Below are 26,088 nucleotides of genomic sequence, written 5' to 3'. Positions count from 1 at the left end.
CACCCAAAGATTTGTCACTCTTTAGGCTAAACAGCCTGCTTAGCCCCTGTGCCATGCGGTGATTTTGAGGTAAGGTGGACATTAGTAATAAAACGCCCGTTTACAAACAAACTACAACACCCGATATAAATTGGGGATAAGCGAAGGAAAAGGTGAACTGATGGAACGCGAATCAATGGAATTCGATGTTGTTATCGTCGGCGCTGGCCCAGCTGGCTTGGCGACTGCGTGTCGATTAATACAGATATCAAAGGATTCAGGTAAAGAAATTACCGTTTGCGTGGTAGAAAAAGGCTCCGAAGTGGGCGCGCATATTCTATCAGGCGCCGTATTCGAACCAAGGGTATTAGACGAGCTATTCAGCGACTGGCGTGATAAAGGCGCCCCCGTCACCACAGCCGTGACCCACGATGAAATCTATCTACTCAACTCCGCTACCGACAGCAAACTCATGCCCAATGCATTTGTGCCGAAAACCATGCACAACGAAGGCAACTATATTGTCAGCGTAGGTAATCTCTGTCGCTGGCTCGCGACCCGTGCCGAAGAACTCGGCGTAGAAATTTTCCCCGGCTTTGCCGCCAGCGAATTACTCTTCAATGAAGACAACAGCGTGAAGGGCATCCTGATTGGTGATATGGGCGTCGGTGCCGACGGTCAGCCGAAGGACAGCTTTATGCCCGGCATGGAACTACACGCCAAATATACCGTGTTCTCAGAAGGTTGCCGTGGTCACTTAGGCAAACAGCTGATCGCGAAATACCACTTAGATAATGGTAAAACACCACAACATTACGGCCTAGGCTTTAAAGAAATCTGGAAAGTGCCCGCCGAGCAACACGAACAAGGTAAAGTAGTGCACACAGGTGGTTGGCCATTAACCGATGGCGCCTCAGGTGGTGGCTTCCTCTACCATATGGAAGACAACCAAATTGCCGTGGGTCTGATTATCGACCTCAACTATAAAAACCCCCATTTAAGCCCATTCGATGAGTTTCAGCGTTATAAAACTCACCCAGTCATCGCCAAATACTTAACTGGCGGTGAACGTTTGAGCTATGGTGCTCGCGCAATCACTAAGGGCGGCCTGAACTCACTACCGAAGATGAGTTTCCCCGGCGGTTTGCTGATTGGTTGCGATGCGGGCACTTTAAACTTTGCCAAGATCAAAGGCACGCATACCGCCATGAAGAGCGGCATCGTCGCGGCTGAAACCTTAGCTAAGGCAATGATGGCCGAGGTCGAAGGCGGTAAAGATCTGGATTGTTTCCAAACCCATCTGGAAGAAAGCTGGTTACACGAAGAGCTATATAAGTCGCGCAACTTTGGCCCGGCAATGCATAAGTTTGGCACTTTCCTTGGCGGTGCATTTAACTACATAGATCAAAACTGGTTCGGTGGTAAGTTCCCGATCACCCTGCGTGATGAACACCCAGACTATGCACAAATGGCCCCAGTAAGCGCCTACAATAAGATTGATTACCCGAAACCCGATGGCAAACTCAGCTTCGATAAGCTCTCTTCAGTCTACCTGTCGAGCACCTATCATGAGGAAGACCAGCCTTGCCATCTACGCTTAAAAGACAACAGCATTCCGCTCGGGATAAACCTGACGCAATTTAACGAGCCCGCCCAGCGTTACTGCCCTGCTGGCGTGTACGAAATTGTTGAAGAAGCGGGTCAACCGAAGTTTGTTATCAATGCGCAAAACTGCATCCATTGCAAAACCTGTGACATTAAAGATCCTAGCCAAAATATTACTTGGGTGACGCCCGAGGGCGGCGGCGGTCCAAACTACCCGAATATGTAATCTCTACCGAAGAAGGCGCTCATTGAGCGCCTTCTTTTTACTTGCCTTACCCCTACATTTTGGCCACAATTGCACCATAAAAATCACATGCTTCAAATCAGCAACTCATTTCCATCTATACTCTACATAACAAGATCTACCGCAAGAGCAACAGGTTAGGCCAAATAAATGTCTTGTACGCTGTTTTATTCGGCATTAGACCAAAACTAAGGTTAACTTTTAACATTTCTGTCCGATACTAAGTCATTGGTAGAAAACGTCGACCGATATTTCTAAACGTATAACACAGGCATATTGATATTTATGATATTTAATAACCTTACTATTAAGCAGAAAATTCTGCTGACAGTGGCATTTGCAGTGCTGCTATCAACCATTCTGGTGGGCGTGCTCAGCCAACGCAGTGCTAAAAATGTGGTTCAGCAACGTATGCTCGGGTCGGAAATGCCCAGCCTAATGATGCAGATCCGCAACAAGATTGAGCTGGATATTTCGAGCTTAATGAATGCCGCCGAACAACTCGCCAGCAGCCGTATGTTACTGCAATGGCTTGAAAATGGCCGCCCAACGGAGCAAGAGCCCCAAGTCGTTGCCCAATTAAAGGACATCACCCGCCAATATCATTTGGCCCAAGCCTCCTACGCCGATAGACAAACCGCAGCCTATTATACTCAGGACGGTTTTTTACGCGTACTCACGCCCGCCCAAGATGGGTGGTTTTTTGGTTATCGTGATAGCGGCCAAGAGCGGATGTTAAACGTATTTACCGAAGCCAATGGTGAGGTAAAACTCTTTATAAACTATCAACAACCTAACGGTCGCGGACTTGTTGGTCTCGCCAAATCCCTCGATGATATGGTGCGACTCCTCGACTCTTTTAAGATTGAAAAAACCGGGTTTGTCTACTTAGTCGATGCCAAAGGCGAGGTAAAACTACATCCAGACGCCAGCCAAATTGGCAAGAGCAGCCTCAAGAGTTTGTACTCAGGCGCCAACATGAGCTCATTACTCAATCGTAGTGATTTCAATCTTATTAATACCGACATCCAAGGTGAAAACACCTTTGTTGCCAGCAGTTATATTCCGTCGATGGATTGGTATTTGGTTGCCCAAGTACCTGAAGCCGAAGTCTTCGCCCTGCTGACAGATGCCGCCTACCAGATCCTAATTTGGACCGTAATCATTGCCGCGGGCTTTATCATGCTGGCCATTGTGGTAGCTGGCTCAGTGAGTCGCCCTATCGCCCAAGTCGCAGCAATGTTCCATGATATCGGTGAAGGTGAGGGTGATTTACGCCAACGCTTACCTGTAAATGGTGAAGATGAAATTGCCCAACTTGCCCAAGGATTTAATAGCTTTATCAGCAAAATCCAAGATTCCGTGATTGAGGTAGCACAGACCAGTGAACAACTCGGCCTCTCGGCGAAAGATGTATCTAATCAAGCACAGCAAACCCTTGAAGATAGTCATGAACAAAAAGACCGCACTATGATGGTGGTAACGGCCATCAATGAGATGGGGGCAACCGTAAATGAAATCGCTAGTAATGCAGCCCAAGCCGCTGTCGCCGCGAAAGATGCCGATACAGAATCCAATAGCGGCCAAGTGGTAGTAACGCGTGCCCGTGACACTATCAATCAGCTCTCCCATGATGTGGAACAAGTAGGTGAAGTGATTGAATCCCTCGCGACTCATACCAAATCTATCGGTGGCATCCTCGATGTGATCCGTGCTATTTCGGAGCAAACCAATCTATTAGCCCTCAACGCCGCGATTGAAGCTGCACGCGCAGGTGAAGCGGGACGTGGCTTTGCCGTAGTTGCCGATGAAGTCCGTAATCTTGCATCACGTACCGCAGCCTCTACTAACGAAGTCCAAGGTATGATCGACAAGTTGCAATCTGAAGCAAGCCGCGCAGTTAATGCCATGGCACAGAGCCGCGCTCGCTCACACGAAGGTGTCACAGCGGTTGATGAGGCTAGCCAGTCTTTGGTTGGCATTAGCGATCGTATTGGTCTTATCAGTGATATGAACATTCAAGTCGCGGCGGCAACAGAAGAGCAATCGACCGTGGTCGAAGATATTAACCGTAACGTGACCGAAATTAACGACATTACCCAACGCACCGCGAGCACAGCCCAAGCTGCGGCGCAGGCCAGTTTAGCGTTAAATCAACTCGCCCACCGCTTGGATACCTTGGTAGCTAAGTTTAAAGTGTAATTGTCAAACACAAAGATATTGATATAGAAACAAAAACGCCTTAGTGGGTCTCCCTAAGGCGTTTTTATTACATAACTTAAAAGGCGATTAGTTATCGGAGAGAAACTTGATTGTCAGTGGATAGCGATAAACCTGCCCTTCACTGGCCTTAACTATGCCTAGGATAGTACAGACTAAGTCCAAAATGCCGAGGATGATAAGCAAGATAAATCCAATGCCTACAAACGCTAATATCCCACTGATGATCACGTAGATTAGTAGGCTTAGCTTAAAGTTCAGACAGCTGCGCCCACATTGGTCGACAAAAGCCGACTCTTCACGCTTCATCAGCCACAAAATGAGCGGACCAAGGATGGAGCCTAATGGTACTAAATACCCAATTAAACTAGAGGCATACACCAGTAAACCAAAATCTTTCTCGCTCTTCGTCACTGACTCTATCATGACACTTTCCCTGTATTATTGTTTGAAATATAAAAGTTATTAGCTCTTTGGCCCATACAAACGCATTTGCCAATCTTCGACTTGCTGCGTTGCTAAGCGGCGCTGTAGGCTATTCACCCAGCTTTGTGCCAGCCCTTCACAGGAGGCGAGTCTATCATAGGCTTTAGCGTTATATTGAGGAGAAAAATACAGCGCCATCGCCTCGGCAACGCTGATATCAGTTTTACGCTCGACTAATTCTATCTTGTCGCTTAACTGAATCACACCTGGGATTAATACTCTGTAAAACCAACCGCATAACTGACTCTGCTGCATGGCAAGGGCAAAGTCTCTATGGCCAAATTGCAGGTTCAATTTAAAGCAAGGTGAGCGCGGCTGAGTCACTTGCACAATCACTTCACCGATTTGCAGCACATCCCCAATATTGACCTCGGTTTCATTTAAGCCAACCGTGCTGATATTTTCACCCATGCTCGGTGCATCTTCGAGTTGGGTGATTAAATCCCAACGACGGTATTGACCATAATGCTCACGGGGAAAATGATGCAATACTCGGTCAAGTCCGCCATGATGTTTAGGATCAGCCTGTGCATCGCCTTCCACATGGTCGACATTCACCACTAACTGCTGCGCCGATTTTTTACCGTCAATGCCAGTTGAAATGCCGCTAATTTCTTGCAGGCTCGCCCCTAAATACAAACCCGATAATCTGTTTACCAATAAGGTCGACATTGGTTACTCCCATCATTGTCGCCACACGGGGCCAAATAAAAACGCTAAGTATTACATACTCTAAACAAATCGAGCGTGCTCTAAAATCTGGGTATCACTGATTTAACACTACTTGATTACGGCCAGCTTCTTTCGCTTGATATAAAGCTAAATCGGCTCGTTTTATTAAATCCTCTGCCGGTTCAAGCTTTTGATATTCTGCAACACCAATACTGACAGTGATAGCAATATGTACTCCATTGACCTTCAACTCGCGCTGAGAAATCGAATCACGGAAACGTTCCGCCAACTCTGCCGCATGGCTTAAATCCATCTCTGGCAATAACACCAAAAACTCTTCCCCACCCCAACGGCAAAGTATATCTTGCTGTTTTAGCTGGCTACGTAGCAAGTTAGTGACCGTTTTGAGCACTAAATCACCAATACTATGACCATAGCTATCATTCACTTTTTTAAAGTGGTCGATATCGACAAGGAGAACTGAAATAGGAGTTTGCGACAAATTAGCTTTGTCTAATGCCTGATGGAAATACTCTTCAAAGACTTGTCGATTAGCTGCACCAGTGAGTTTGTCAGTTGATGCCATAACCTCAAGTTTGCGCTGATAGCGCCCTAAGGTCATGTTTGAAATAAACAAAATACCTATGGTCACGACCAAACTTAGGGCTAAGTTCCCCCAAAAGGTATTAAGCAGTTCTTGTTCTTGCGGAGCATCTTCTTGCTCAACAATTAAATACCACTTGAACTCAGGCACTAATCGACTGTTTAAGTAGACCGTTTTACCGTTGCGCTGATAGCTAAATGCGGCGCTTGGGCTAGTTAAAATGCGCGTTGATAGTTGCTCCAAGCCAGTGCTGGCTTGCAGTGAATTAGCGCCATCATATTCATCACCATGGAGAGTGACATTCCCCTGTCTATCGGTGAAAAAAACCCGACGGTTATAACGCTTTTGATAGAGTTCAATCAGCGCCTTGACCTTTTCAACTGCAAGGCCAACGCCAGTAACCCCCATAAACTTACCTTCAAAATCAAAAACTTTATAGTTAACAAATACGGTTGTTTTAGTGCGATCAGCGGTATCAGCATCGATATTAATTTCATAATGTTCTGATTCTGGTAACGAACGGACACGAAAATACCAAGCATCATTAGGCTCAATATCTTGGATTTTCTTTAACACCCCCGATGAGTGGTAGTAGTTGCGACTCTGTTCTGAAACAAAAAAGCTGGTGACAGTATCGTACTTATCCTGGATTTCTTTCAGATAACGGATCAGCTTTTCAGGCTCTTGCTCATGGTTTAATGTCCAATCACGCACAAAGGTATCCTGTGCCATAAGGGAGGAAATAAAGATCGGACGTAGTAGATCTTGTTGAATTTCTGAATAAATATTATCGCTTGTTAAAGGTAAAGTATTACTTTCAATTTGCTGACTCAAAGAGTCATGGGCCACTTTATAGCTAATACCACTGGTCACTAAAAAGGCAACTAGCAACAACACAGAAAGTAGCCAAATAAACTTCTTTTTATCATTCCAAACGTGATTGCCCATTTCCAACTCCAACAGCAGTAGGCTTATTATTTTGTAGTAGCGTGGTGAGTTACCTAAATGTTAACGCAATCCCTCAATGACCGCACAATATTTCCGCTATATGAATGTTCTTCGACGAAATAACATTATTCGAGGTAAAAAAATGCCCCGTTGGGGAAACGAGGCAAACAAGCGAACCAACAAAATGGGAGAAAAGCGCAAGCAAACGTTAAAGGACAAGAGCTCTCCGTCACTGTGCACACTTTATCAATCCAAGATGACAGAAAAATGACGTCCAAATTGTTTAACGGTTGCAGCCCATTTCCACATTATGCTTCTAAATACTGCTTTAAAGCTTCACCAGGAATAGAACTGTCTGTTGCGACTGCAAAAGCCGCCCAAACAGCACCTTCAGACATTGCTTGAGTGATAGATTTGCCAGCACAGAGTCCATGAATAAGCCCAGCAGCATAGGCATCCCCTGCACCCGTGGTGTCGACAACCTCAGCAGGCACCGCAGGCACATGCTGCACATCATCTTGGGTATAAACCTTCGCGCCACGGACACCATCAGTCACCACAAAATAACGTAATGATTCACCACCAATGCTTACACCGTAATCCCAAGAGGCGACATCACATCGTCCATGCATATCACTCATAGAAGCAAGTAGTACATGGCAAGGGCGTGGTCTATCATCCTTGGCAAGTTGGGCGATCACAAGGCAATGATCGAGTGCCGTTTTAGCCCAACTTACAGTCCCTTCCGCTGATGTATTAAAATACAACGCATCCCAATGCTGCCATTTTGGTGGAACCGATAACTCAAAAACTGGCCGCTGCGGGCGGATAATGGTGCGCTCACCGTCAGGAGTCATCACCAGCAGCATCTCACAGGTATTCCCTGCGCGGCGCTGCACTAAACGACAATCAAGCCCTTGGGTACTCGCCTCGGCGATAGCCCAATCCCCCATTTCATCCCTACCCACTTGGCTGACTAATGCAACTCTATGACCTGCCCAAACAAGTCCAAGCCCCGTATTCGCCCCACCGCCGCCTAGGCGTTGACCGCCATCTTGATAATGAAAGCGACCACCGGTTTTTAAAGGTTTATCAAGGATTAACACACGGTCACAGTTAAGGTTGGCCACCAGCAAAATATTTGCCATGACAAGGCTCCATTGAAAGAGAATACCACGCCCAACCGGGACACGTTTGGGGCTAAAAGAGCCCCAATCTAGACCAAAATGCGAGGTGGCACAATCTGAGTATCTAATACCTATTATTCATCAAATGTCAGCTTAAACGGGCTTTTGTTGTAAGACCTTGACCATAATCAAATTCAGCAACACCACACATTCAGGCTAAACAGTTAAAGACGATGTTCGATTAAGAACATGATAAATAATATGAATAATCTTGAAAAAGGTAAGCTTTACTCATGCAAACATAAAAATGTCACCAAGATTCAAGCGAGCCTTAAATTAGAAAAAGGTTAAACTTTGTGCCAAGGATAAAGACGAAAGGAATTCGTATGTTAATAGGCTGGCTGCATGAAGATATGGATAGCGAAGAACAATTACGCCGTTATCGGCAATGCGTAGAGGAATTTCATCAGCTGAATTTTCATGATGTTTATGTAGCAAAAATCCAACATGAATATCGATTACTACAAACCTTGTTTGAAGAGCAGTCGATTCAACAAAGTGAGCCTGACTGCTCTGAAAAATAACACGAGAATTAATCAACCGCCTTAAATGGCGAAAGTGATGCAAACTTGACCTCAAGTTGCCAATCCTGAATAACCATCTCCGACGGTTGCCAACTGTCATCAACCCATTCGTAAAGTAGGCCAGGATCTTCCTCAGCATTCACCAATAAACGACGGCCATCTTTTAAAACAATCGTATAATCAAGCCCCTGCGCATCCACACTTTCAATATCCCCCAAGACTTTGTGGTGAATGCTTGCAATTGCTCCAGTAGCCTTAACTGCTTCAGTTTTATTCGCTCCGCTGTAAAGTCTTAATACCTCATTGGTAGCGGGTTTATGAAATAAAAACTCTTCAGTCACGCCCACAACGATCGACGGATCAAGCTCATACCAAGCGGGTATCCATAATGCGTTCATTGCCATCCCGTTATATCCTGCATAATAATTTTACGGACGTGAACATTCTGCCCTAACCTTAGCCGATAAAATACTGCCCAAAGATAAAATAATTTTATCCTTGCGCAATCCAGTAAACGGCAATTCCTTTATCAAATACAGATAAAGCTAGCCGAACAAGCCCGCTCTTAACCAAAACGGCTTATCTCTAAACCACTGGGTACAAACCCATTTTTGCCCCGCTGTTACCTCACAACCGCGGTGCAATGAGGAAGGAATGGGTTTGCCTGTTTGATCCGTATTGTCAAAAACCAAAATAGCGGCAGTCTCAGGTTTGACTTGTATATAAGGTGCCTTGAACTCCGTTTCGCCTCCGTCAAAATCATCATTAAGATACAAAATAGCCGTTTTTGACCTTTGGCCAAAACGTGCCAATTCGGCTTCAATTTCAGCCGTATATGCATGTATTGCATCATAATGCCAGTGATAAAACTGTCCAGGTTCGTACCTAAGTACAACTATGGGTTCCGCAAACGCCAACTTAACCCCTGCAAACTTGGCAATGACTCTTTCAACACAAGCCATTGCAAGATTGTCATTAGGGATCGGTGTGGGGTAATGCATGTTGTTGCGGATACCACTTTCGACACTCCCCTTTCCCTGATGTCCATACACAGTAATAGGCCGCAAATGGGGCAATGAACACCTCTTAATATCGTCTAATAAATTCACTGGGAGTTGTGAGTGGGACAGCGTTGCCGATTGCAGTTGCTTCCCGGCTGAAGTCGGCCTGCGCTCAAAAGCCAATAGCGCAGCAAACACACTGATCGCATCAGCGTGGCGGGGCGTAATCGTTTTTAGCCAAGGTACGAAATAACAAAATTGTGCTTTAACCTCTTGCGCTTGCAGAGGATCTTCCATCAAAACATAGGACCCCCAGAACGATTTTAAACTCGCCAGTTCCTCTAACACCCACTCAGCACTGAAAAACAAAGCGATGGCCAGCTCTCTTTCAGAAACCATGCTACGCATGCAGTGAACTAACCAAAAACGCACAAAATCAGCCGACTCAGTTGCCAACTTAAGTACTAACGCCTCTGGCAAACGATTGAAATAACGCTCTTCTAATAATTGAACAAATAACTGCTGCATATAAAGACCTATTCACAACTCAACCCTACTATGCTCATTAAAACTGAATCGAATCTGCGAAGAAACATTTTACTTACAATTGATCGTTTTATCGTCTTTTGTCTCTATCAATCTTGAGTACAAAAATACAATCCTAGTTTCATCTCAGGCTTGGTTTCTGTTAGCTTGAAAACTCAGATAAATAACTGCCACATTTTGTTGGTAAAGTGATCCGATAACCAACCGTGACGTATTGAGCCTGACAACCCATGGCAACAACAATGGCACCCGCTTGCCCTATGGAGAAATCGAACATGCCTGTTTTGCAAACACTCAAACTTACGGGTGATAATGAAACGCTAAAACGTCAAGCGCTTAAGCACTACTTCAACCAAACTTGGGCGCTCTATGAATCGCTCTTCGAGTTGATAAAACACGACCATGCCTATTATTTAAAAGCCGAGCCTTTACGCCATCCGCTGATTTTTTACTTTGGCCACACCGCGACCTTCTACATCAATAAGCTCAAACTGGGCAAATATCTTGAGGAGAGAGTCAACGATCATTTTGAGTCGATGTTTGCTATTGGTGTTGACGAGATGTCTTGGGACGATCTCAATGAAACCCACTACCAATGGCCAACGGTCACCGAGGTAAAAGACTATCGAGACAAGGTGAATCGCGTTGTTAACCAATTAATTGATACTATGCCAATCACCTTGCCTATCACTCAGGACAGTCCTGCTTGGGTCATTTTGATGGGAATTGAGCATGAACGTATCCATTTAGAAACCTCATCAGTCATTATCCGTCAGTTGCCTTTAGAGGAAGTATCCCCAAGCGCTCACTGGCCTGAGTGCCAAGACTATGGAACGATAGACGCTAACCAGCTGATTGCTGTGGCGGGCAAAAAAATCACTTTAGGTAAAAAAGAGCAAGATGAAACCTACGGCTGGGACAACGAATACGGCAATAAGAGTTTTAAAGTGGCAGACTTTAAAGCCTCAAAGTATTTAGTGAGTAATCAAGAATATTTAAGCTTTGTTGAAGCCGGAGGCTATCAATCGCCCGAGTTTTGGAATGAAGAAGGTCGTGCATGGCTGGCTTACACTCAAGCCCAGATGCCACGTTTTTGGCGCCGTTATGAGGGCCAATGGTGGCAACGAAATCTTACCAGCGAAATTCCACTTCCCCTTAATTGGCCAGTTGAAGTCAATCAACTCGAAGCTAAAGCGTTTTGTTATTGGAAAGCGCGCCAGACTCAAAGCAACATCCGCCTTCTGACTGAGGCGGAATGGTATATTTTACGAGAAAATATTCCAACCGATGCCCCCGACTGGCAAGAAGTACCAGGGAATATCTCGCTGGCCTACTACGCTTCCTCTTGTCCGGTAAATCGCTTTAAACATAATGAATTTTACGACATTGTCGGTAATGTCTGGCAATGGACCGAAACTGCTATCGATGGTTTTAATGGCTTTGCAGTGCATCCACTCTACGATGATTTTTCAACGCCAACTTTCGATGGTAAACATAACCTGATTAAAGGGGGCTCTTGGATCTCGACGGGCAATGAAGCCATTGCAGCCTCTCGCTACGCGTTTCGCCGTCACTTCTACCAACATGCCGGATTTCGATATGTGGAGTCCCTGCAAAACCCAGAGCAAATGGCCGAGGTTAATGTGTACGAAACCGATGAACTGATTTCTCAATATTTAGAATTCCATTATGGCGCTCAATATTTTGGCGTCCCGAATTTCTGCGTTAATGGCGTTCAACAGGCGTTAAACGAAATCCAACTTGAGCATACCGCGAAGGCATTAGACATCGGCTGTTCGGTGGGCCGAGCCAGCTTTGAGTTAGCTAAAGTGTTCGACCATGTTGACGGTATCGATTTTTCGGCTCGTTTTATTCAACAAGCCTACGCGCTGACTGAACAAGGCGAAAAACGCTATACCATCCGCACCGAGGGCGATTTACAAGAGTTTAAGAGTGTCAGCCTTGCTAAACTGGGCTACCAAGAAGAAGCCAAAAAAGTCAACTTCATGCAAGGTGATGCCTGTAATCTTAAGCCGATCTACACAGGTTACGACTTAGTTTATGCCTCAAACCTTATCGACAGGTTGAACGATCCCAAACATTTTCTCACCAGTATTGGCCAACGCATTAACCAAGGTGGCTACCTAGTGATTGCATCACCTTATACTTGGCTTGAAGATTACACACCAAAAGAGAAATGGCTCGGAGGTATTAAAGTGAAAGGAGAAAATTTCACCACTTTAGATGGGTTGACCGAAACCTTGATCGGCCAATTTGAGCTAGTCGCGGTTAAGGAAATCCCCTTTGTTATCCGTGAAACTAAACGCAAGTTCCAACATTCCCTCTCAGAAATGACGATCTGGCGTAAACGATAACCGAGAACATTTAAGAAAAAATCCGCCAGAGAATCACTTCTGGCGGATACATAACAGACAGCTCTGTAACATTTGCGGCCCCAATGGCAAGGATCTGCTTTTGATATTGCTTACCATAACCAAGTTGATTTGCTAACCCAATAAACTCTCTGTCCTGGAAGCGGCTAGGCTTATCACTGCACTGTATTCCTCTACTATGGCGTGTTGATATTTCAGTAGAATAACTAGACATCATTCCTCGTTTCGCGAGCACGTGCTTGCCAGAACGAACAAAATCTAATCTCGAAACGTGAACACGCCCTAATACCAATGGCATTAAACATCTGTTCATTCAGCACGAGTTCAAAGTGCTTTAGGCAAGTCGAAGCATAATGGAGCTCTATCAGAAGTCTTGAACCTAATATAAAGTACTTCATCCAGCCATCACCTGCACTATGGTTGCTAAGCCAGATTATTTTATTGGGTATGCCAGCACCAACGAGTAATAACTTAGAAATTTTATGCACTTACACCCCAAACAAACCCTGTGTGCACAACATCCTATTTATTAAGCAGCTACAGAGTAAAAAATCATATTGACGACAGAATTAAAATAACTTTGAATTGCATACATATTCATAAACATAAAGTAATTGGAGCACGGGATGGAACGAATTGAGCAAGTAGCAGTAGCCAAAAAAGCCAATATCTATTTTGAGGGGAAGGTCGCTAGCCGCAGTGTATTTTTCAGTGACGGTAGTAAACAAACCCTAGGCGTAGTGCTTCCAGGAGAATACGAGTTTTCCACCTCGCAGGGTGAAATCATGCAAGTTACTAGCGGCAGTTTTGAGGTATTACTGCCAAATAGCTCAACTTGGCAAATATTTAGCGAAGGCAGCCAGTTTGAGCTTGCGGCCAATGTCAGCTTTAAAATTCGCAATAGCGACATAGCAGAATATTGCTGCAGCTATCTATAGCGTTCAAGTCGATGGAATGCTTAGCCAACTGAGCATTCCGCTGTTTACACAATACGTCTGTATAAAAACCAACCACTAGACGACTGGTCTAATTTGCTATAGACTCCTGCGCCATGAAAACAGAAACCCAATCAACCCGTCAGCATATTCTCGACGTCGGTTACTCGCTGATCGTTAAGCAAGGCTTTTCGTGTCTAGGGTTAGCCCAATTACTCAAGACCGCCCAAGTACCAAAAGGCTCGTTTTACCATTACTTTGAATCCAAAGAGCAATTCGGTGAGGCACTGTTAACCAGTTATTTTGAGCAATACCAAACAGAGCTTGATAGCTTATTTGCCAACCCACAGCTCTCTGGCTTTGATCGCCAAATGCAATACTGGCAAAGATGGTTGCACGTGCAGCAGGACGGTTGTGTCGATCAAAAATGCCTAGTCGTTAAGTTAAGTGCTGAGGTGGCCGATCTCTCTGAGGCTATGCGCCTTGTGCTTTTAAAGGGGTCGGCTGGCATCATTGAGCGCTTAACCCAGTGCATTCAAGTGGGGATTGCCGATAAATCCATCTGTGAACAGGATGCTCAGGCAACAGCAGAGTTGTTGTATCACATGTGGCTCGGCGCCAGTTTGATGAATAAACTCGGCCACAGCCGCGTAGCTTTAGAGCGCGCCCTTGCAATGACCGAATCTATTTTAAAGACCAAAACCATGGGTTAATGCCAGCAACACTGGCACACCAATTAATCTGCAACCCGTTAATGAACAATCAAATATCACCTCGTCGGCTTGATTTATCATTTAGTAGCCAAACAAATCTAGACGACTGGTCTACTAAATTTATTTTCCAACCATAGGACAAATAGCAGTATGTTTAATTTCACCTACTACAATCCAACTCGCATTCATTTTGGTAAAAATACCATAGCTGAAATCGACACCTTAGTGCCTAGCAATGCCAGAGTGATGGTGCTATTTGGCGGCAGCAGCGCCAAACGAACAGGTACCTTAGCCGAAGTAAAACAAGCGCTTGGAAATCGTTTTGTGGTCGAATTTGAGGGGATCGAACCCAATCCAACCTACGAAACTCTGATGCAAGCTGTCGCGCAAGTACGTGAATTACATATCGACTTCTTACTCGCCGTTGGTGGCGGTTCGGTCATCGATGGCACTAAGTTTGTTGCCGCGGCTGCGGTATTTGAAGGCGAGCCTTGGGATATTCTCACGAGCTGGGGCACCAAGGTGACCAAAGCCATGCCATTTGGCTCGGTATTAACCCTACCGGCCACAGGTTCAGAGATGAACAATGCCAGTGTGGTGACCCGTAAATCTTTGAAAGCAAAGCTGCCATTCCGTAACGATTTAGTGTATCCACAATTCTCCATCCTCGATCCCACCAAAACCTTTACCCTACCGGAAAGACAAGTGGCGAACGGTGTTGTCGATGCGTTTGTGCATATCACCGAGCAATATCTCACTTACCCAGTCAATGCCGCGGTGCAGGACAGATTTGCCGAAGGTTTACTGCAAATTTTGATTGAATTAGGCCCACAAGCACTCACAAAGCCTGAAGATTACGATATCCGCGCTAACTTGATGTGGGTCGCGACTATGGCACTCAATGGCACGATTGCCACAGGCGTTCCGCATGATTGGGCAACTCACATGATTGGCCATGAGCTCACCGCACTCTATGATATTGACCATGCCCGTACCTTAGCCATTGTATTGCCAGCACTATTACGCTGCACTAAAACGGCTAAGCGTGAAAAATTACTGCAATTTGCAGACAGAGTATGGCATATCACCACAGGCTCCGAAGACGAACGAATCGAGGCCGCGATTGCGAAAACCCAAGCATTTTTCGAAGCCATGGGCATTGCAACGCACTTATCTGGCTATGATTTAGGTAAAGAAGCTGTCGATGCGGTTGTTGCTCAACTCGAGAAACATGGCATGGTTGCTTTAGGTGAACATGGCAATATCGATCCCGCCATGAGCCGCGATATTTTAACCCTCGCCTTATAGTTCAATCTCACACCTCTGCAATCCCATGCTGCCGTGAGACTTTACACTATCAACGCACCATAATGGTGCGTTGATATTCCCTCAAACGGGGCAAAGGGTACTCACACTTAGGGGCATCAAGTTTTAAAGAAATATTTGTAATGGCGTTAGCGACATCATTCAGTCACACCTTGTCATCTTGTAAACCCGTTTATCGCCGATAAATCCTCATTACTGATGCACAAACACCATGATTTTTGATGAAAAAACGACTACTCTTGGATAATCTTATCTTACTGATAAAAGGATTTTTGCATGCGTTTCTTTACTCTCATCAGCTTAGTGCTGCTTAGCTTATTCGCGCAGGCAACAGTATATAAGTGGGTCGATAAGAACGGTAAAGTTCATTATTCCGATGAGCCACATCCAAATGCTGAGATTGTTGAATTAAAAGAAAAAACGCTAAACCAAATTACTCTTCCCCCCGTAAACCCTGATACAAATGACTCGCAAGCCATTGAACAAACCAAATACCAAGTCGTCATAACTTCCCCTGAAGAAGAGGAAACCGTCAGGGATAATAATGGCGATTTCCAAGTCACAGCCACAGTAACCCCTGAAATCAAGAGCCAATATTTGATGGCCCTTAAACTCGATGGTAAAGCCATCGGCCAACCCCAAATTGGCGGCACATTTCAGTTGAGCAACATCGACAGAGGTGAACATACCATTGTTGTCGATGCGATGACTCAAAACGGCAAAGTCTTTGCATCTAGCTCACCAAGAAAGATATTTCTTCATCAAGCGGCGATGACTCCAGCACCTAAAAAGCAACCAAAATCAAATTAAGTTGTTTAATAATAATTAGTTAGGTTGTAAGCAATACATTAAGCCGTTTGACGAAGTCGAGTTGCAGCATGCACCAAATCGGTGCAACATAAGGGTGCAACCCTATTTTCAGGAACGGTAGATGGATAAAGAGACTCTGCTCAATCATTTAGTGACCGCGGTACTGGTCATCGATAAGGATCTTAAGCCTTGTTATGCCAACGCCGCTGCAGAGCAACTGTTAGGTGTCGGTAGCCACAGGCTAGTCGAACAAGCATTACCCGAGCATTATCAAGCGCTAGGTGTCGACGCTCAGCTCCTTAGCGATGCGGTAAAGGCTGGGCAAAGTCTCACCGTTAACACCGCGACGTTAGTCACCTTAGATGCCCAGCATCACACCGTCGATCTGACACTGATCCCGCTCGAGGATGAAGCACAGCTGAGCCTGCTTGAACTTAGGCAAGTCGACCAACAACGACGTATCCACCAGCAACTTAGCCAAGATGCACAGCAGCAGGCGGCACAATTCTTAGTGCGTAACTTAGCCCATGAGATTAAAAACCCCTTAGGCGGCTTGCGTGGCGCAGCGCAATTGCTCTCGCGGGAACTCGACGATCCCGCGCAAAAGGAATTTACCAATCTCATCATCGAACAAGCTGATCGGCTGCGTAGCTTAGTCGACCGACTGCTTGGCCCGCAGCGCCCCACTCAACATAGTCTGCATAACATTCATCAAGTGGTGCAAAAAGTGTACAAGTTGGTGGAAATCGCACTGCCAGCCAATATCCAGTTGAAGCGGGATTATGATCCCTCGATTCCCGATATCGAGATGGACCCAGATCAAATGCAGCAAGCCGTGCTGAATATTTTGCAGAATGCGGTGCAAGCCCTTGAGCATACAGGTGGCGAAATCCTAATCCGCACCCGCACGCAACATCAGGTCACTATCGGTTCGCAGCGCCACAAGCTCGTACTGACCCTGTCCATTATCGACAATGGCCCAGGCATTCCGCCTGAGCTGATGGACACACTGTTTTATCCCATGGTCACCAGCCGTGAGCAAGGTTCTGGGCTGGGTCTATCGATTGCCCACAACATTGCCAGATTACACTCGGGCAGAATTGATTGCGTCTCCAGCCCAGGACACACAGAATTTATTATCTCTCTACCGATTTTAAGCGCAAAATAATTAAGCAAAACAAACGCATACCGTATGAGGAAGCAAAATGCGAATCAGTGAACAAGTGTGGATCCTCGACGATGATAGCTCAATACGTTGGGTGCTCGAAAAAGCGCTCCAAGGCGCTAAACTCAGCACCGCCAGCTTTGCTGCGGCCGAATCACTTTGGCAAGCATTAGAGATTGCCCAACCACGGGTCATCGTCTCGGATATTCGTATGCCGGGCACCGATGGCTTAACTCTGCTTGAAAGACTGCAAATCCACTATCCGCATATACCCGTTATCATCATGACGGCGCATTCAGACTTAGACAGTGCCGTGAGTGCCTATCAAGCTGGGGCGTTTGAGTATTTGCCAAAACCCTTTGATATTGATGAAGCAATTTCCCTCGTTGAGCGTGCGCTGACCCATGCAACAGAGCAAAGTCCAACGCCAGCGGCGCAGGAAACTCAAGTCAAAACCCCCGAAATTATCGGTGAAGCCCCCGCGATGCAGGAAGTGTTTCGTGCCATTGGTAGGTTGTCGCGCTCTTCAATCAGCGTACTGATCAATGGCCAATCAGGCACAGGTAAAGAGCTAGTCGCAGGCGCACTGCATAAGCACAGTCCGCGTAAAGATAAACCTTTTATCGCCTTGAATATGGCGGCGATTCCCAAGGATTTAATCGAATCAGAACTGTTTGGCCACGAAAAAGGCGCCTTTACTGGTGCGGCTAACGTGCGTCAAGGGCGCTTTGAGCAAGCTAACGGCGGCACCCTGTTTTTAGATGAAATCGGCGATATGCCGCTAGACGTGCAAACCCGTTTGCTACGGGTTCTCGCCGATGGACAGTTTTATCGAGTCGGCGGCCACAGTGCTGTACAAGTGGATGTGCGCATCATTGCTGCCACCCACCAAGATCTTGAGCAATTAGTCCTAAAAGGCGGATTTAGGGAAGACTTATTCCACCGCCTCAATGTGATTCGTATCCATTTACCACCGCTGTCACAACGCCGTGAGGATATTCCTCAGCTCGCGAGCCACTTTTTAGCCTCCGCCGCCAAGGAGATTGGTGTCGAAGCCAAAATCCTCACCAAGGAGACCGCCGCTAAGCTATCGCAATTGCCATGGCCGGGCAACGTTAGACAACTCGAGAACACTTGTCGCTGGCTCACCGTCATGGCCTCAGGACAAGAAATCCTGCCCCAAGACTTGCCGCCCGAGTTACTTAAGGAACCTACCAGTATTAATCCAATGGCGAAAGGCAGCCAAGATTGGCAATCGGCACTCACCGAGTGGATCGACCAAAAACTGTCTGAGGGAAATAGCGATTTATTAACCGAAGTACAGCCTGCCTTTGAGCGCATATTACTCGAAACCGCATTGCGACATACACAAGGGCATAAACAAGAAGCGGCAAAACGTTTAGGCTGGGGCAGAAATACTTTAACGCGAAAACTGAAAGAATTGTCTATGGATTAACCATCCATTTAAAAGCAAAAAAGGGATATCACTATCCCTTTTTTATTATTTAGATTAAATCTAAATAATTAGAACTGGTAATGCACACCAATCGCCAGTTGTTTAATATCGGTATCGATATCTTTCACATTTAAATAATTGTGGTCAGCGTCTAAATCACCGCTAGTAACATCGTAACTCAAGCGAACATTTAAATGCTCTGTCACAGCAGCGTTAATACCAACGCCGTAGGTCCAGCCATAGCCTGTGAAATCTTCATCAAAACCAAAACCGTCAATATTCATAGCCATAGATGCAACACCGACCTTTGCATAAGCTGATAACATATCATTGATTTGCATAGTAAACTTAGGTGTAAAAGTAAGTGCACCCGCAGAAATATCGACATCCTTATCGCCTAAATCGCCAGTTGCAAATAAATTCGCCTCTAAACCAAACCATTCGTTAAAGTTGTAACCACCGTATACACCGAAACCTGTCCCTGTTTCTCCATCATCAAGCACATCAACAGTCACGCGATTTAGTGCACCACCCACATAAAAACCTGTGGTGTCAGCTGCCGCTACAGCTTGGCCTGTCACTAATACTGCTAGTAAAGAACCCGCAACTAAAGATAGTTTTTTCATTACATTTCCCTAATGAGTTAACTTAAGTAGTAAACGCCGCGAATAATATAACAAACACAAAATAAGAGTAATAGTTTGTAAAGGTTAAATACACTTTATACAGAAAGCATTCAGCTTTAAATAAAACGAGCATGTATGAGAAGAGACTTAAGCATTAACTAACGACTCGCAATACATTCATAATCGCGAAATAACACCAACGAATAAGGGAACGACGTTTTCGCTCATCGAGGCATTCACTAATCATGACTTTTCCCGATTGTGCACAAATTACCCGGCTGCGCCACATTAATAATGGCCAAACATGTAGTCGATACTCCCGCTGCGCAATATTGAACGGAATAATTCTCGGCCAATAATATAAGGATTGACGCAGGATAAGCTCGCTCCAAACGCCCATAGGAAGATTCACTAGATTATGATCAGAGAGGTTTGAGTCAAGTCCCCTGCTCGCGCTGGGGACATGCTCGGCAATCAACTCAAAGCGAGTCGACAATCGATGATAACGGTAGATGAGCCGCGTATTAGCATCAAACAGGTGAGACTGCCGCTGCATCCATGGCATAACCACTCCTTTGGTATGTCAATAATCGCTTTAGTGTTTTACCGCAGTTATTGAGTCGTTGGCTCCACTTGTACGGGATCTTGGTGAATAATCACCTCGGCATCTTCAAAGGCGGCCTTTACCCTAAGCCCTGTGGTATCAGCAATACTGTGGGCCTCGTTTAGGCTTAAATGGCCGTCTAACTCCAAATGGAATTGAATAAAAATGGTTTTACCTGCTTGGCGCGTCCGTAAATCATGAAGCCCTAATACTCTTGGATCTTCCTTAGCAATTTGTTTTATCCGCTGACGGGTTTCTTCATCTAACTCACGATCTAACAATGCTTGAATCGAGCGGTAACCTAAATCAAAAGCCTGCCGGCCTATGTAACATGCAATCAGTACTGCAAATAGACCATCCGCCCACCACCAGCCATATTGAGACAATATGAGTGCTAAAAGCACTGCGGCATTGAGAAATAAATCTGACTTATAGTGCAACGAATCGGCTTCCACCACTGTGCTATTCGTTGCCGCTAGCGCCCGTTTTTGCAGCAAAACTAAGGCGAGTGTCAGCACAATTGCGACCACAGAAACCACTACGCCTAAGGTGGCATTTTCAACGGGTGAAGGATTTAGCAAACGTTCGCCGCCATAAAATAGCAATAGAAATGCCGAACCCATAATAAAAGCCGATTGCGCTAGCGAGGCTAATGGCTCAGCTTTGCCGTGACCATATCTGTGGTCATGATCTGCGGGAACGAGAGCATAGCGAATGGCAATAAAATTGATAATCGAGGCGAGTGCATCGGCGAATGAATCCGTCAAGGATGCCAACATACTGGCAGAACCGGAATACAACCAAGCTAACAGTTTGATTGTGATAAGGGTCAAAGCAGTAGCCACGGAAGCGCGACTAGCTAATTTGACCCAAAAATCGTATTGGGAAGTTTCAGTCATAGGGGTCTATATCGGGAAGCTATGACCCTATTGTATATCAGCTTACAAGCTTAACTGCGAGGTTCTTTAGCAGCTTGTGCTTCAAATCGCGCTTTAAACTTAGCTTGTTGCTCGGGCGTCAGCAGATTGTAAATTTGATTCTGCATCTTCATCCTTTCAATCGCTTGCGTTAGACGTTTTTCCTGCTGAGCACTCAGCAGTGCCTTAGCTTGCGCCTCATCGAAGGTGGCCGAGGTGATCAACCCATGCATTTCAGTTCGGTGCGCTAAACGCTCTTCCTTCGAAGGTCTATCATCACTACGTGCTGCACGTTGCTCAGCAAACAGTTTTTTAATGTCTGCTTTTTGTGCATCAGTTAAGTCTAATCCTTCGAACATTCTATGCATGCCATCATGCTCCATGCGATCGCCACGTTTATGAAACTCACCACGAGAATGATCACAGCCTTGGCTAGGCTCAGCACTCACTGCTGTCGCCAATACTGCGGAACTTGCTAAGATGGCAAATAGACCTGCTTTTAAAGGAGATAATCTTTTCATCATATTAACCTCAATAATTCAACTTCATGTTGTAAAGATAAGAAATAGTGACGACCCTTTTAAAAGCCGAATCACTTTCGACGATAACAGTCTAAAGCCTCATATGTAAGTGAGGTCGTGACCTGAGTAAATCAGTGTAAAGTTGCGCCAATAACCATACCCGAACCACCTTAAAGAGCAGAAACTCGACTCTTGAACTCGCTTAGGTAAAACAGATTCTCTATTCTTTACTTTGGCTTACATTGCTACACAGCAATTGACATCAAAAGGGGTATACTCAGGCAAAGTACTAAAAGTGCCTGCGATTTACTGAGCCCATGCCGGTCTGCAGCACCCGTTCACCCAGATTAAGGAACACTATGAGTCGGATATTATTAATCGATGATGATCTCGGTTTGTCAGAACTCCTTGGACAATTACTCGAACTCGAAGGGTTTAAACTCACGCTAGCCTACGATGGCAAGCAAGGCTTAGAACTTGCCTTGGCTGCAGATTACGATTTGATCTTACTCGATGTCATGTTGCCTAAATTAAATGGCTTTGAAGTGCTTCGCGCCCTGCGGCAACACAAGCAAACACCCGTGTTGATGCTCACCGCCAGAGGCGACGAGATTGACCGAGTGGTAGGGCTTGAGATCGGTGCCGATGACTATTTACCTAAGCCCTTCAATGACAGGGAGCTTATCGCCCGTATTCGCGCCATTATTCGCCGCTCACACTTAACCGCCCAAGAAATCCACGCCACCCCGGCGCAAGAGTTTGGTGATTTGCGTTTAGATCCCACTCGCCAAGAGGCCTATTGCAATGAGCAACTGATCATCCTCACGGGCACAGAATTTACTCTGCTGCACACCTTAGCGCTCCATGCTGGCGAGTTGATGAATAAAGAAGAGCTCAATGAAATTGTGCTGGGTAAAAAATTGATGCCATTCGATCGCAGCCTAGACATGCACCTCTCGAATCTACGTAAAAAACTTCCCGAGCGCAGCGATGGCAGACCCAGGGTGAAAACTATACGTGGCAAAGGTTATATCTGGTTACCATAACGGCGGGAACAACTGTGCCTAATCGCTTATTTATCAAATTACTGCTCGGATTTTGGCTCTGTAGTTCGTTGATTATTGCCTTAGTCGGGCTGTTGCCTTTGTTGCAACAAAATCACGACCGCGCCCCAATACCGCCCCACCTGCAAAAAGTACTGGCGACCGTAGCGCAGCGCATTCAAGAAAATCCAACTCTGCTTAAGTCCGATTTTCTGCGCCGCTGGGAGAGGCATCGAGATATGGAAGGCAAACCACTGCGGCTGTATCTCACCAATAGCCAAGGCCAAGTGATTAACACCAATAGAATCAGCCGTGGTGTACGCAGTTTTATGCTGATGGCCGATGAAGAAAAACAGCCAATTAGCCACCAATTTAAAGATGAATTAGTATTTGGCCCACACCAATTTACTCTGGAGGGAGAAACCTATTTTCTCTATGGTCGACTGCCAGATATTCATCCTCGGCCCTGGTTCTTCTTCTTTATCGAAAACAAACTACTCACCCTCAGTTTGGCCATACTGCTGTCGGGATTACTCTGCGCCCTACTCGCTTGGCATTTGGGTAAGCCACTCAGTTCACTCAAGAAAAGTGCAGATGCCCTCGCAGAAGGTGATCTCAGCAATCGGGTGGATAAAGCAACCACCCAACGTAACGATGAAATCGGCCAACTCGCCACTGCATTTAACAGCATGGCGGACTCGATTGAGGCCATGGTCAAAAATCAACAACGTTTGATGGGTGATATTTCCCACGAACTGCGCACCCCACTGACCCGCCTGCAATTGTCACTGGCACTGGCCCGCAAGAAAGGCCAGCAGACCACTGAAACCGACCGCATTGCCTACGAGGCCGAGCAATTAGAACAATTGATTGCCGAGCTGCTGGAGCTATCGCGGGTCAAACTTAGCACCAATGAGACTAAGGTGCGCCTTGGCTTAGCCGAGTCGCTAAGCCAAGTATTGGATGACGCCGAGTTTGAAGCCGATCAACAGGGCAAAAAGATCACTATCGATATAGATGAAGCCATCGAGCTCAGCCATTATCCTAAATCCTTGTCCCGTGCGATAGAAAACCTGCTACGCAACGCGATTCGTTATGCCCAGAGCGATATTCACCTGCACGCGAGCCAAGCCAGCGGCCAAGTGCAGATCACCATTAAAGACGATGGCCCGGGGATAGATCCTGCTGAACTTGAAGCGATTTTTAAACCCTTCTATCGCCCCGATTCGGCAAGGCAGCGGGAAAGCGGTGGTTGGGGCCTAGGACTCGCCATTACCGAAGCAGCCATTAGCGCCCATAAAGGCAAAATCAGAGCCGAGAATCGTCAGCCACACGGCCTTGAAGTCAATATCAGTTTACCGACCTAAAAATATAAGCCCCGCTAACACTGTTAGCGGGGCTTATATTATCAACAACCAACTGCCGTTAATTCTTAATCCCTAGCTGTTTTAATTTGCGATACAAGGCATTACGGCTAATCCCCAAACGCTTAGCACATTGGCTCACATTGCCCTCGCAAGTACGGTAAGCCTGCAATACGTTCAGATTTATGGTTCCATGGAGCGAGTCGATGGTGGCGGAGCTAGACTCGGCCAGTTCGTGCGGATGCGCCGTTACTTCTGCTTCGACAGCCTCAGTTAAGGTGTGCAGCTCACACGCCAGATCCATGAGCTTTTGAGCCAGGTAATCGGGGAGATGATTTATCTCGAGTACGGCCTCACCTTCGGCCATCAAACACGCCACCTGCATTAGGTTATCCAGCTCCCTTAGGTTGCCGGGCCAATCGTAACGCATCAGTTGCGCCAATAACTCAGCACACAAGGTTTGTGGGCCGCTGCGGTGACGGCGGTGCAATTTATGGATAATACGCTCAATATCCTGCCGCTCACGCAGCGCAGGTAATCGCACTTGCAATCCATTCAGCCGATAAAACAAATCCTGACGGAACAATCCCTGCGACACCAGCGACTCTAAATCCATATGGGTCGCGGCGATGATCTGAATATCGACCTTAACACTTTGATTACTGCCGACAGGAACGACCTCACGCTCCTGCAGCACCCGGAGTAACCGGCTTTGCGCCGCCAGTGGCATCTCGCCAATTTCATCGAGGAATAAAAAGCCACCGTGGGCTTGGCGGATCTTACCGATAAAACCAGTTCGATTAGCGCCAGTAAAAGCCCCTGCCTGATAGCCAAATAACTCAGACTCAACTAACTCCGCGGGCAAGGCGGCGCAATTCACCGCCACTAACGGCTGCGCGCGACGCGAACTCTGGGCATGGAGTTTTTTGACAAACTGCTCTTTACCCACCCCAGTTTCACCGAGCACCAGCAAAGGGATTTGTTTAGTGATGACCTTATTCGCTTGCTGCCAAGCCCGCTCAAGCAAAGGATCGCGAAACCTTACCCCCAATTGACTCTGCGGCTTATCTTGAATCGTCTTCGCACTTTTGGTCTGCGTAACACCCAACGCCTGAGTCTGTAAGTGCAGGGCCAAATCCCGATTGAAGCCCCCCGCTCGCGCCCAGCTATCTCCCAAATGCAGCTCTAGGCTATCGCCCAGCTTGGCTTGAGTCAGCAATTGTTTTGCCATGGGATTACAACCCACAATTCGTCCATCACTGTCGGCGATCACGATGCCTTGCCAGCCAGAACTTAATAAACTCGGCTCGGCTGCTAAATCAATCCGATAGTGACTATCGGGCAGATGACACAACAACGCAGTCTCAACCTGCTGCGCCAGACTCGACACTAACATTAAAGTCTGCTGTGAATGCCGCTGTTGCTCACTGGTGATATCGAGCACTCCGAGCATCTCGCCTTGGGGTGAAAAAATAGGGCAAGCAGTGCAACTCATAAAACGATTTTGGCGGATAAAATGCTGCTCACCGACCACTGACACCGCCTGTTTGGCCATGAGCGCCGTACCTATAGCATTGGTGCCTTTATACTGTTCAAGCCAGTTAACCCCAATATCAAGCGCTACATCCGCTAACTTAGTGGAATAACGACTCACGCCCCAATGTTTAAGCACATAACCGTCAGCATCGGAGAGCAATAATCGGCTATTGGATTGCGCCATGAGTTGGTTAAATAAGGGTAAAGCATGGGATTGCACCAGCTCGATGAGCTGCTGATATTGCTCATGTTTATGTTTGAGCTCTGCGCGCGTGAGCCTGAGATCCTCACCAGCATAAAACTCCGACAAGCCAGCGCCGATACTGCGTTGCCACGAATCGGCTAGCCATGGTTGTATTGTTGGAAAATGCGGTTTTGCTGTCATAGCCGTGCTCCCCGAGCGCTGTTCCATTTCGGCACACCTATGGTGTGTCGTTGGATGACAAAATGACCACAGGGCACCTTTCCTTCCGTGAGCGCCCTATTATTTTGGATCTGCAAAATTAGCTTTTCATCATACTGTTAGCTCAACAAGTGTACAACTCCTGCCAGTTTGGCACTGTCCTTGCGATATCCGTTTATACGCAGTACTCAAGTGTTGCGTAAGAGAACACCAACTTAATCAACAACTTTGTCAGTCAATCCGATTGGCAAAGGATAAAA

Annotated in this window: 24 protein-coding genes; 12 read left to right on the top strand and 12 right to left on the bottom strand. The window is 46.3% G+C overall.

Annotated elements, in window-relative coordinates; translation table 11 throughout:
• The first annotated feature begins 160 nt into the window (after positions 1-160).
• Both IEY09_RS08545 and IEY09_RS08540 read left to right on the top strand, forming a co-directional pair.
• Positions 161-1,810 carry an electron transfer flavoprotein-ubiquinone oxidoreductase gene (locus IEY09_RS08545; protein WP_169548279.1) on the top strand — a complete coding sequence of 550 codons (1,650 nt, stop codon included), beginning with the start codon at positions 161-163 and terminating at the stop codon, positions 1,808-1,810.
• A gap of 303 nt (positions 1,811-2,113) precedes the next feature.
• Positions 2,114-4,030, top strand: coding sequence for a methyl-accepting chemotaxis protein (locus tag IEY09_RS08540; protein WP_144345237.1), 1,917 nt, complete (start codon positions 2,114-2,116; stop codon positions 4,028-4,030).
• An 87-nt stretch (positions 4,031-4,117) separates the two neighbouring features.
• Here the strand turns inward: IEY09_RS08540 and IEY09_RS08535 are convergent, their stop codons facing one another.
• From IEY09_RS08535 to IEY09_RS08520, 4 genes are all read right to left on the bottom strand, one after another.
• The gene (locus tag IEY09_RS08535) at positions 4,118-4,474 is read right to left on the bottom strand and encodes a DUF4870 domain-containing protein (protein WP_037423127.1); all 357 of its coding nucleotides are present in this window, start codon (positions 4,472-4,474) and stop codon (positions 4,118-4,120) included.
• 39 nt (positions 4,475-4,513) lie between these two features.
• On the bottom strand, positions 4,514-5,206 hold the full coding sequence (locus IEY09_RS08530; protein ID WP_047538603.1) for an MOSC domain-containing protein: 693 nt from the start codon (positions 5,204-5,206) through the stop codon (positions 4,514-4,516).
• 94 nt (positions 5,207-5,300) lie between these two features.
• Entirely contained in the window at positions 5,301-6,758 is a 1,458-nt protein-coding gene (locus IEY09_RS08525) for a sensor domain-containing diguanylate cyclase (RefSeq protein ID WP_047538607.1), read from the bottom strand.
• A 308-nt stretch (positions 6,759-7,066) separates the two neighbouring features.
• Positions 7,067-7,906: a PfkB family carbohydrate kinase gene (locus tag IEY09_RS08520; RefSeq protein ID WP_169548282.1), complete on the bottom strand. Its 840-nt coding sequence runs from the start codon at positions 7,904-7,906 to the stop codon at positions 7,067-7,069.
• Positions 7,907-8,271: 365 nt separating this feature from the next.
• Between IEY09_RS08520 and IEY09_RS08515 the strand changes: the two genes are divergently transcribed.
• Entirely contained in the window at positions 8,272-8,469 is a 198-nt protein-coding gene (locus tag IEY09_RS08515; RefSeq protein WP_169548283.1) for a hypothetical protein, read from the top strand.
• An 8-nt stretch (positions 8,470-8,477) separates the two neighbouring features.
• Here the strand turns inward: IEY09_RS08515 and IEY09_RS08510 are convergent, their stop codons facing one another.
• Together IEY09_RS08510 and IEY09_RS08505 are read right to left on the bottom strand one after the other, a co-directional pair.
• A complete protein-coding gene (locus IEY09_RS08510; protein ID WP_037423116.1) occupies positions 8,478-8,873 on the bottom strand; it encodes a hypothetical protein in 396 nt (131 codons plus the stop codon).
• Between the two features lie 141 nt (positions 8,874-9,014).
• Positions 9,015-9,998, bottom strand: a complete 984-nt coding sequence (locus IEY09_RS08505) for a prolyl hydroxylase family protein (RefSeq protein ID WP_188870647.1) — start codon at positions 9,996-9,998, stop codon at positions 9,015-9,017.
• 293 nt (positions 9,999-10,291) lie between these two features.
• Between IEY09_RS08505 and ovoA the strand changes: the two genes are divergently transcribed.
• The gene (ovoA, locus tag IEY09_RS08500) at positions 10,292-12,391 is read left to right on the top strand and encodes a 5-histidylcysteine sulfoxide synthase (RefSeq protein ID WP_086023961.1); all 2,100 of its coding nucleotides are present in this window, start codon (positions 10,292-10,294) and stop codon (positions 12,389-12,391) included.
• Between the two features lie 10 nt (positions 12,392-12,401).
• Here the strand turns inward: ovoA and IEY09_RS08495 are convergent, their stop codons facing one another.
• The gene (locus tag IEY09_RS08495; protein ID WP_188870645.1) at positions 12,402-12,707 is read right to left on the bottom strand and encodes a hypothetical protein; all 306 of its coding nucleotides are present in this window, start codon (positions 12,705-12,707) and stop codon (positions 12,402-12,404) included.
• Positions 12,708-13,035: 328 nt separating this feature from the next.
• On the opposite strand from IEY09_RS08495, the gene ppnP reads away from it, so the two are divergent.
• From ppnP to glnG, 6 genes are all read left to right on the top strand, one after another.
• The gene (gene ppnP, locus IEY09_RS08490; protein ID WP_037423109.1) at positions 13,036-13,347 is read left to right on the top strand and encodes a pyrimidine/purine nucleoside phosphorylase; all 312 of its coding nucleotides are present in this window, start codon (positions 13,036-13,038) and stop codon (positions 13,345-13,347) included.
• Between the two features lie 113 nt (positions 13,348-13,460).
• Complete coding sequence (locus IEY09_RS08485; protein ID WP_188870643.1) at positions 13,461-14,057, top strand: TetR/AcrR family transcriptional regulator; 597 nt, start codon at positions 13,461-13,463, stop codon at positions 14,055-14,057.
• 150 nt (positions 14,058-14,207) lie between these two features.
• Positions 14,208-15,365 (top strand): iron-containing alcohol dehydrogenase, encoded by a 1,158-nt coding sequence (locus IEY09_RS08480; protein ID WP_037425092.1) that lies wholly within the window; start codon positions 14,208-14,210, stop codon positions 15,363-15,365.
• A gap of 294 nt (positions 15,366-15,659) precedes the next feature.
• On the top strand, positions 15,660-16,193 hold the full coding sequence (locus tag IEY09_RS08475; RefSeq protein ID WP_055647106.1) for a DUF4124 domain-containing protein: 534 nt from the start codon (positions 15,660-15,662) through the stop codon (positions 16,191-16,193).
• Between the two features lie 121 nt (positions 16,194-16,314).
• Positions 16,315-17,361: a nitrogen regulation protein NR(II) gene (gene glnL, locus IEY09_RS08470; protein ID WP_037423098.1), complete on the top strand. Its 1,047-nt coding sequence runs from the start codon at positions 16,315-16,317 to the stop codon at positions 17,359-17,361.
• 37 nt (positions 17,362-17,398) lie between these two features.
• A complete protein-coding gene (gene glnG, locus IEY09_RS08465) occupies positions 17,399-18,814 on the top strand; it encodes a nitrogen regulation protein NR(I) (protein WP_037423096.1) in 1,416 nt (471 codons plus the stop codon).
• Between the two features lie 68 nt (positions 18,815-18,882).
• Here the strand turns inward: glnG and IEY09_RS08460 are convergent, their stop codons facing one another.
• The 4 genes from IEY09_RS08460 to IEY09_RS08445 form a co-directional block, all read right to left on the bottom strand.
• Positions 18,883-19,440 (bottom strand): porin family protein, encoded by a 558-nt coding sequence (locus IEY09_RS08460; protein WP_037423094.1) that lies wholly within the window; start codon positions 19,438-19,440, stop codon positions 18,883-18,885.
• Between the two features lie 154 nt (positions 19,441-19,594).
• Positions 19,595-20,005, bottom strand: coding sequence for a hypothetical protein (locus IEY09_RS08455; protein WP_188870641.1), 411 nt, complete (start codon positions 20,003-20,005; stop codon positions 19,595-19,597).
• A 47-nt stretch (positions 20,006-20,052) separates the two neighbouring features.
• Positions 20,053-20,943, bottom strand: a complete 891-nt coding sequence (gene fieF / locus IEY09_RS08450; protein WP_037423092.1) for a cation efflux pump FieF — start codon at positions 20,941-20,943, stop codon at positions 20,053-20,055.
• A gap of 50 nt (positions 20,944-20,993) precedes the next feature.
• Complete coding sequence (locus IEY09_RS08445; RefSeq protein ID WP_188870742.1) at positions 20,994-21,482, bottom strand: Spy/CpxP family protein refolding chaperone; 489 nt, start codon at positions 21,480-21,482, stop codon at positions 20,994-20,996.
• Positions 21,483-21,841: 359 nt separating this feature from the next.
• Between IEY09_RS08445 and IEY09_RS08440 the strand changes: the two genes are divergently transcribed.
• On the top strand, positions 21,842-22,528 hold the full coding sequence (locus tag IEY09_RS08440; RefSeq protein ID WP_037423088.1) for a response regulator: 687 nt from the start codon (positions 21,842-21,844) through the stop codon (positions 22,526-22,528).
• A gap of 14 nt (positions 22,529-22,542) precedes the next feature.
• On the top strand, positions 22,543-23,892 hold the full coding sequence (locus tag IEY09_RS08435) for an ATP-binding protein (RefSeq protein ID WP_144345246.1): 1,350 nt from the start codon (positions 22,543-22,545) through the stop codon (positions 23,890-23,892).
• Between the two features lie 58 nt (positions 23,893-23,950).
• Here IEY09_RS08435 and IEY09_RS08430 read toward each other — a convergent pair whose 3' ends face one another.
• Entirely contained in the window at positions 23,951-25,810 is a 1,860-nt protein-coding gene (locus tag IEY09_RS08430) for a sigma-54-dependent Fis family transcriptional regulator (protein WP_188870639.1), read from the bottom strand.
• Positions 25,811-26,088: the final 278 nt, after the last annotated feature.

It is taken from the genome of Shewanella xiamenensis, assembly GCF_014647135.1.
In the GTDB taxonomy this organism is placed as follows: Bacteria; Pseudomonadota; Gammaproteobacteria; order Enterobacterales; family Shewanellaceae; genus Shewanella; species Shewanella xiamenensis.
Note: the sequence above shows the minus strand (reverse complement) of the source record. Positions and strands in the feature narration are given on the sequence as shown.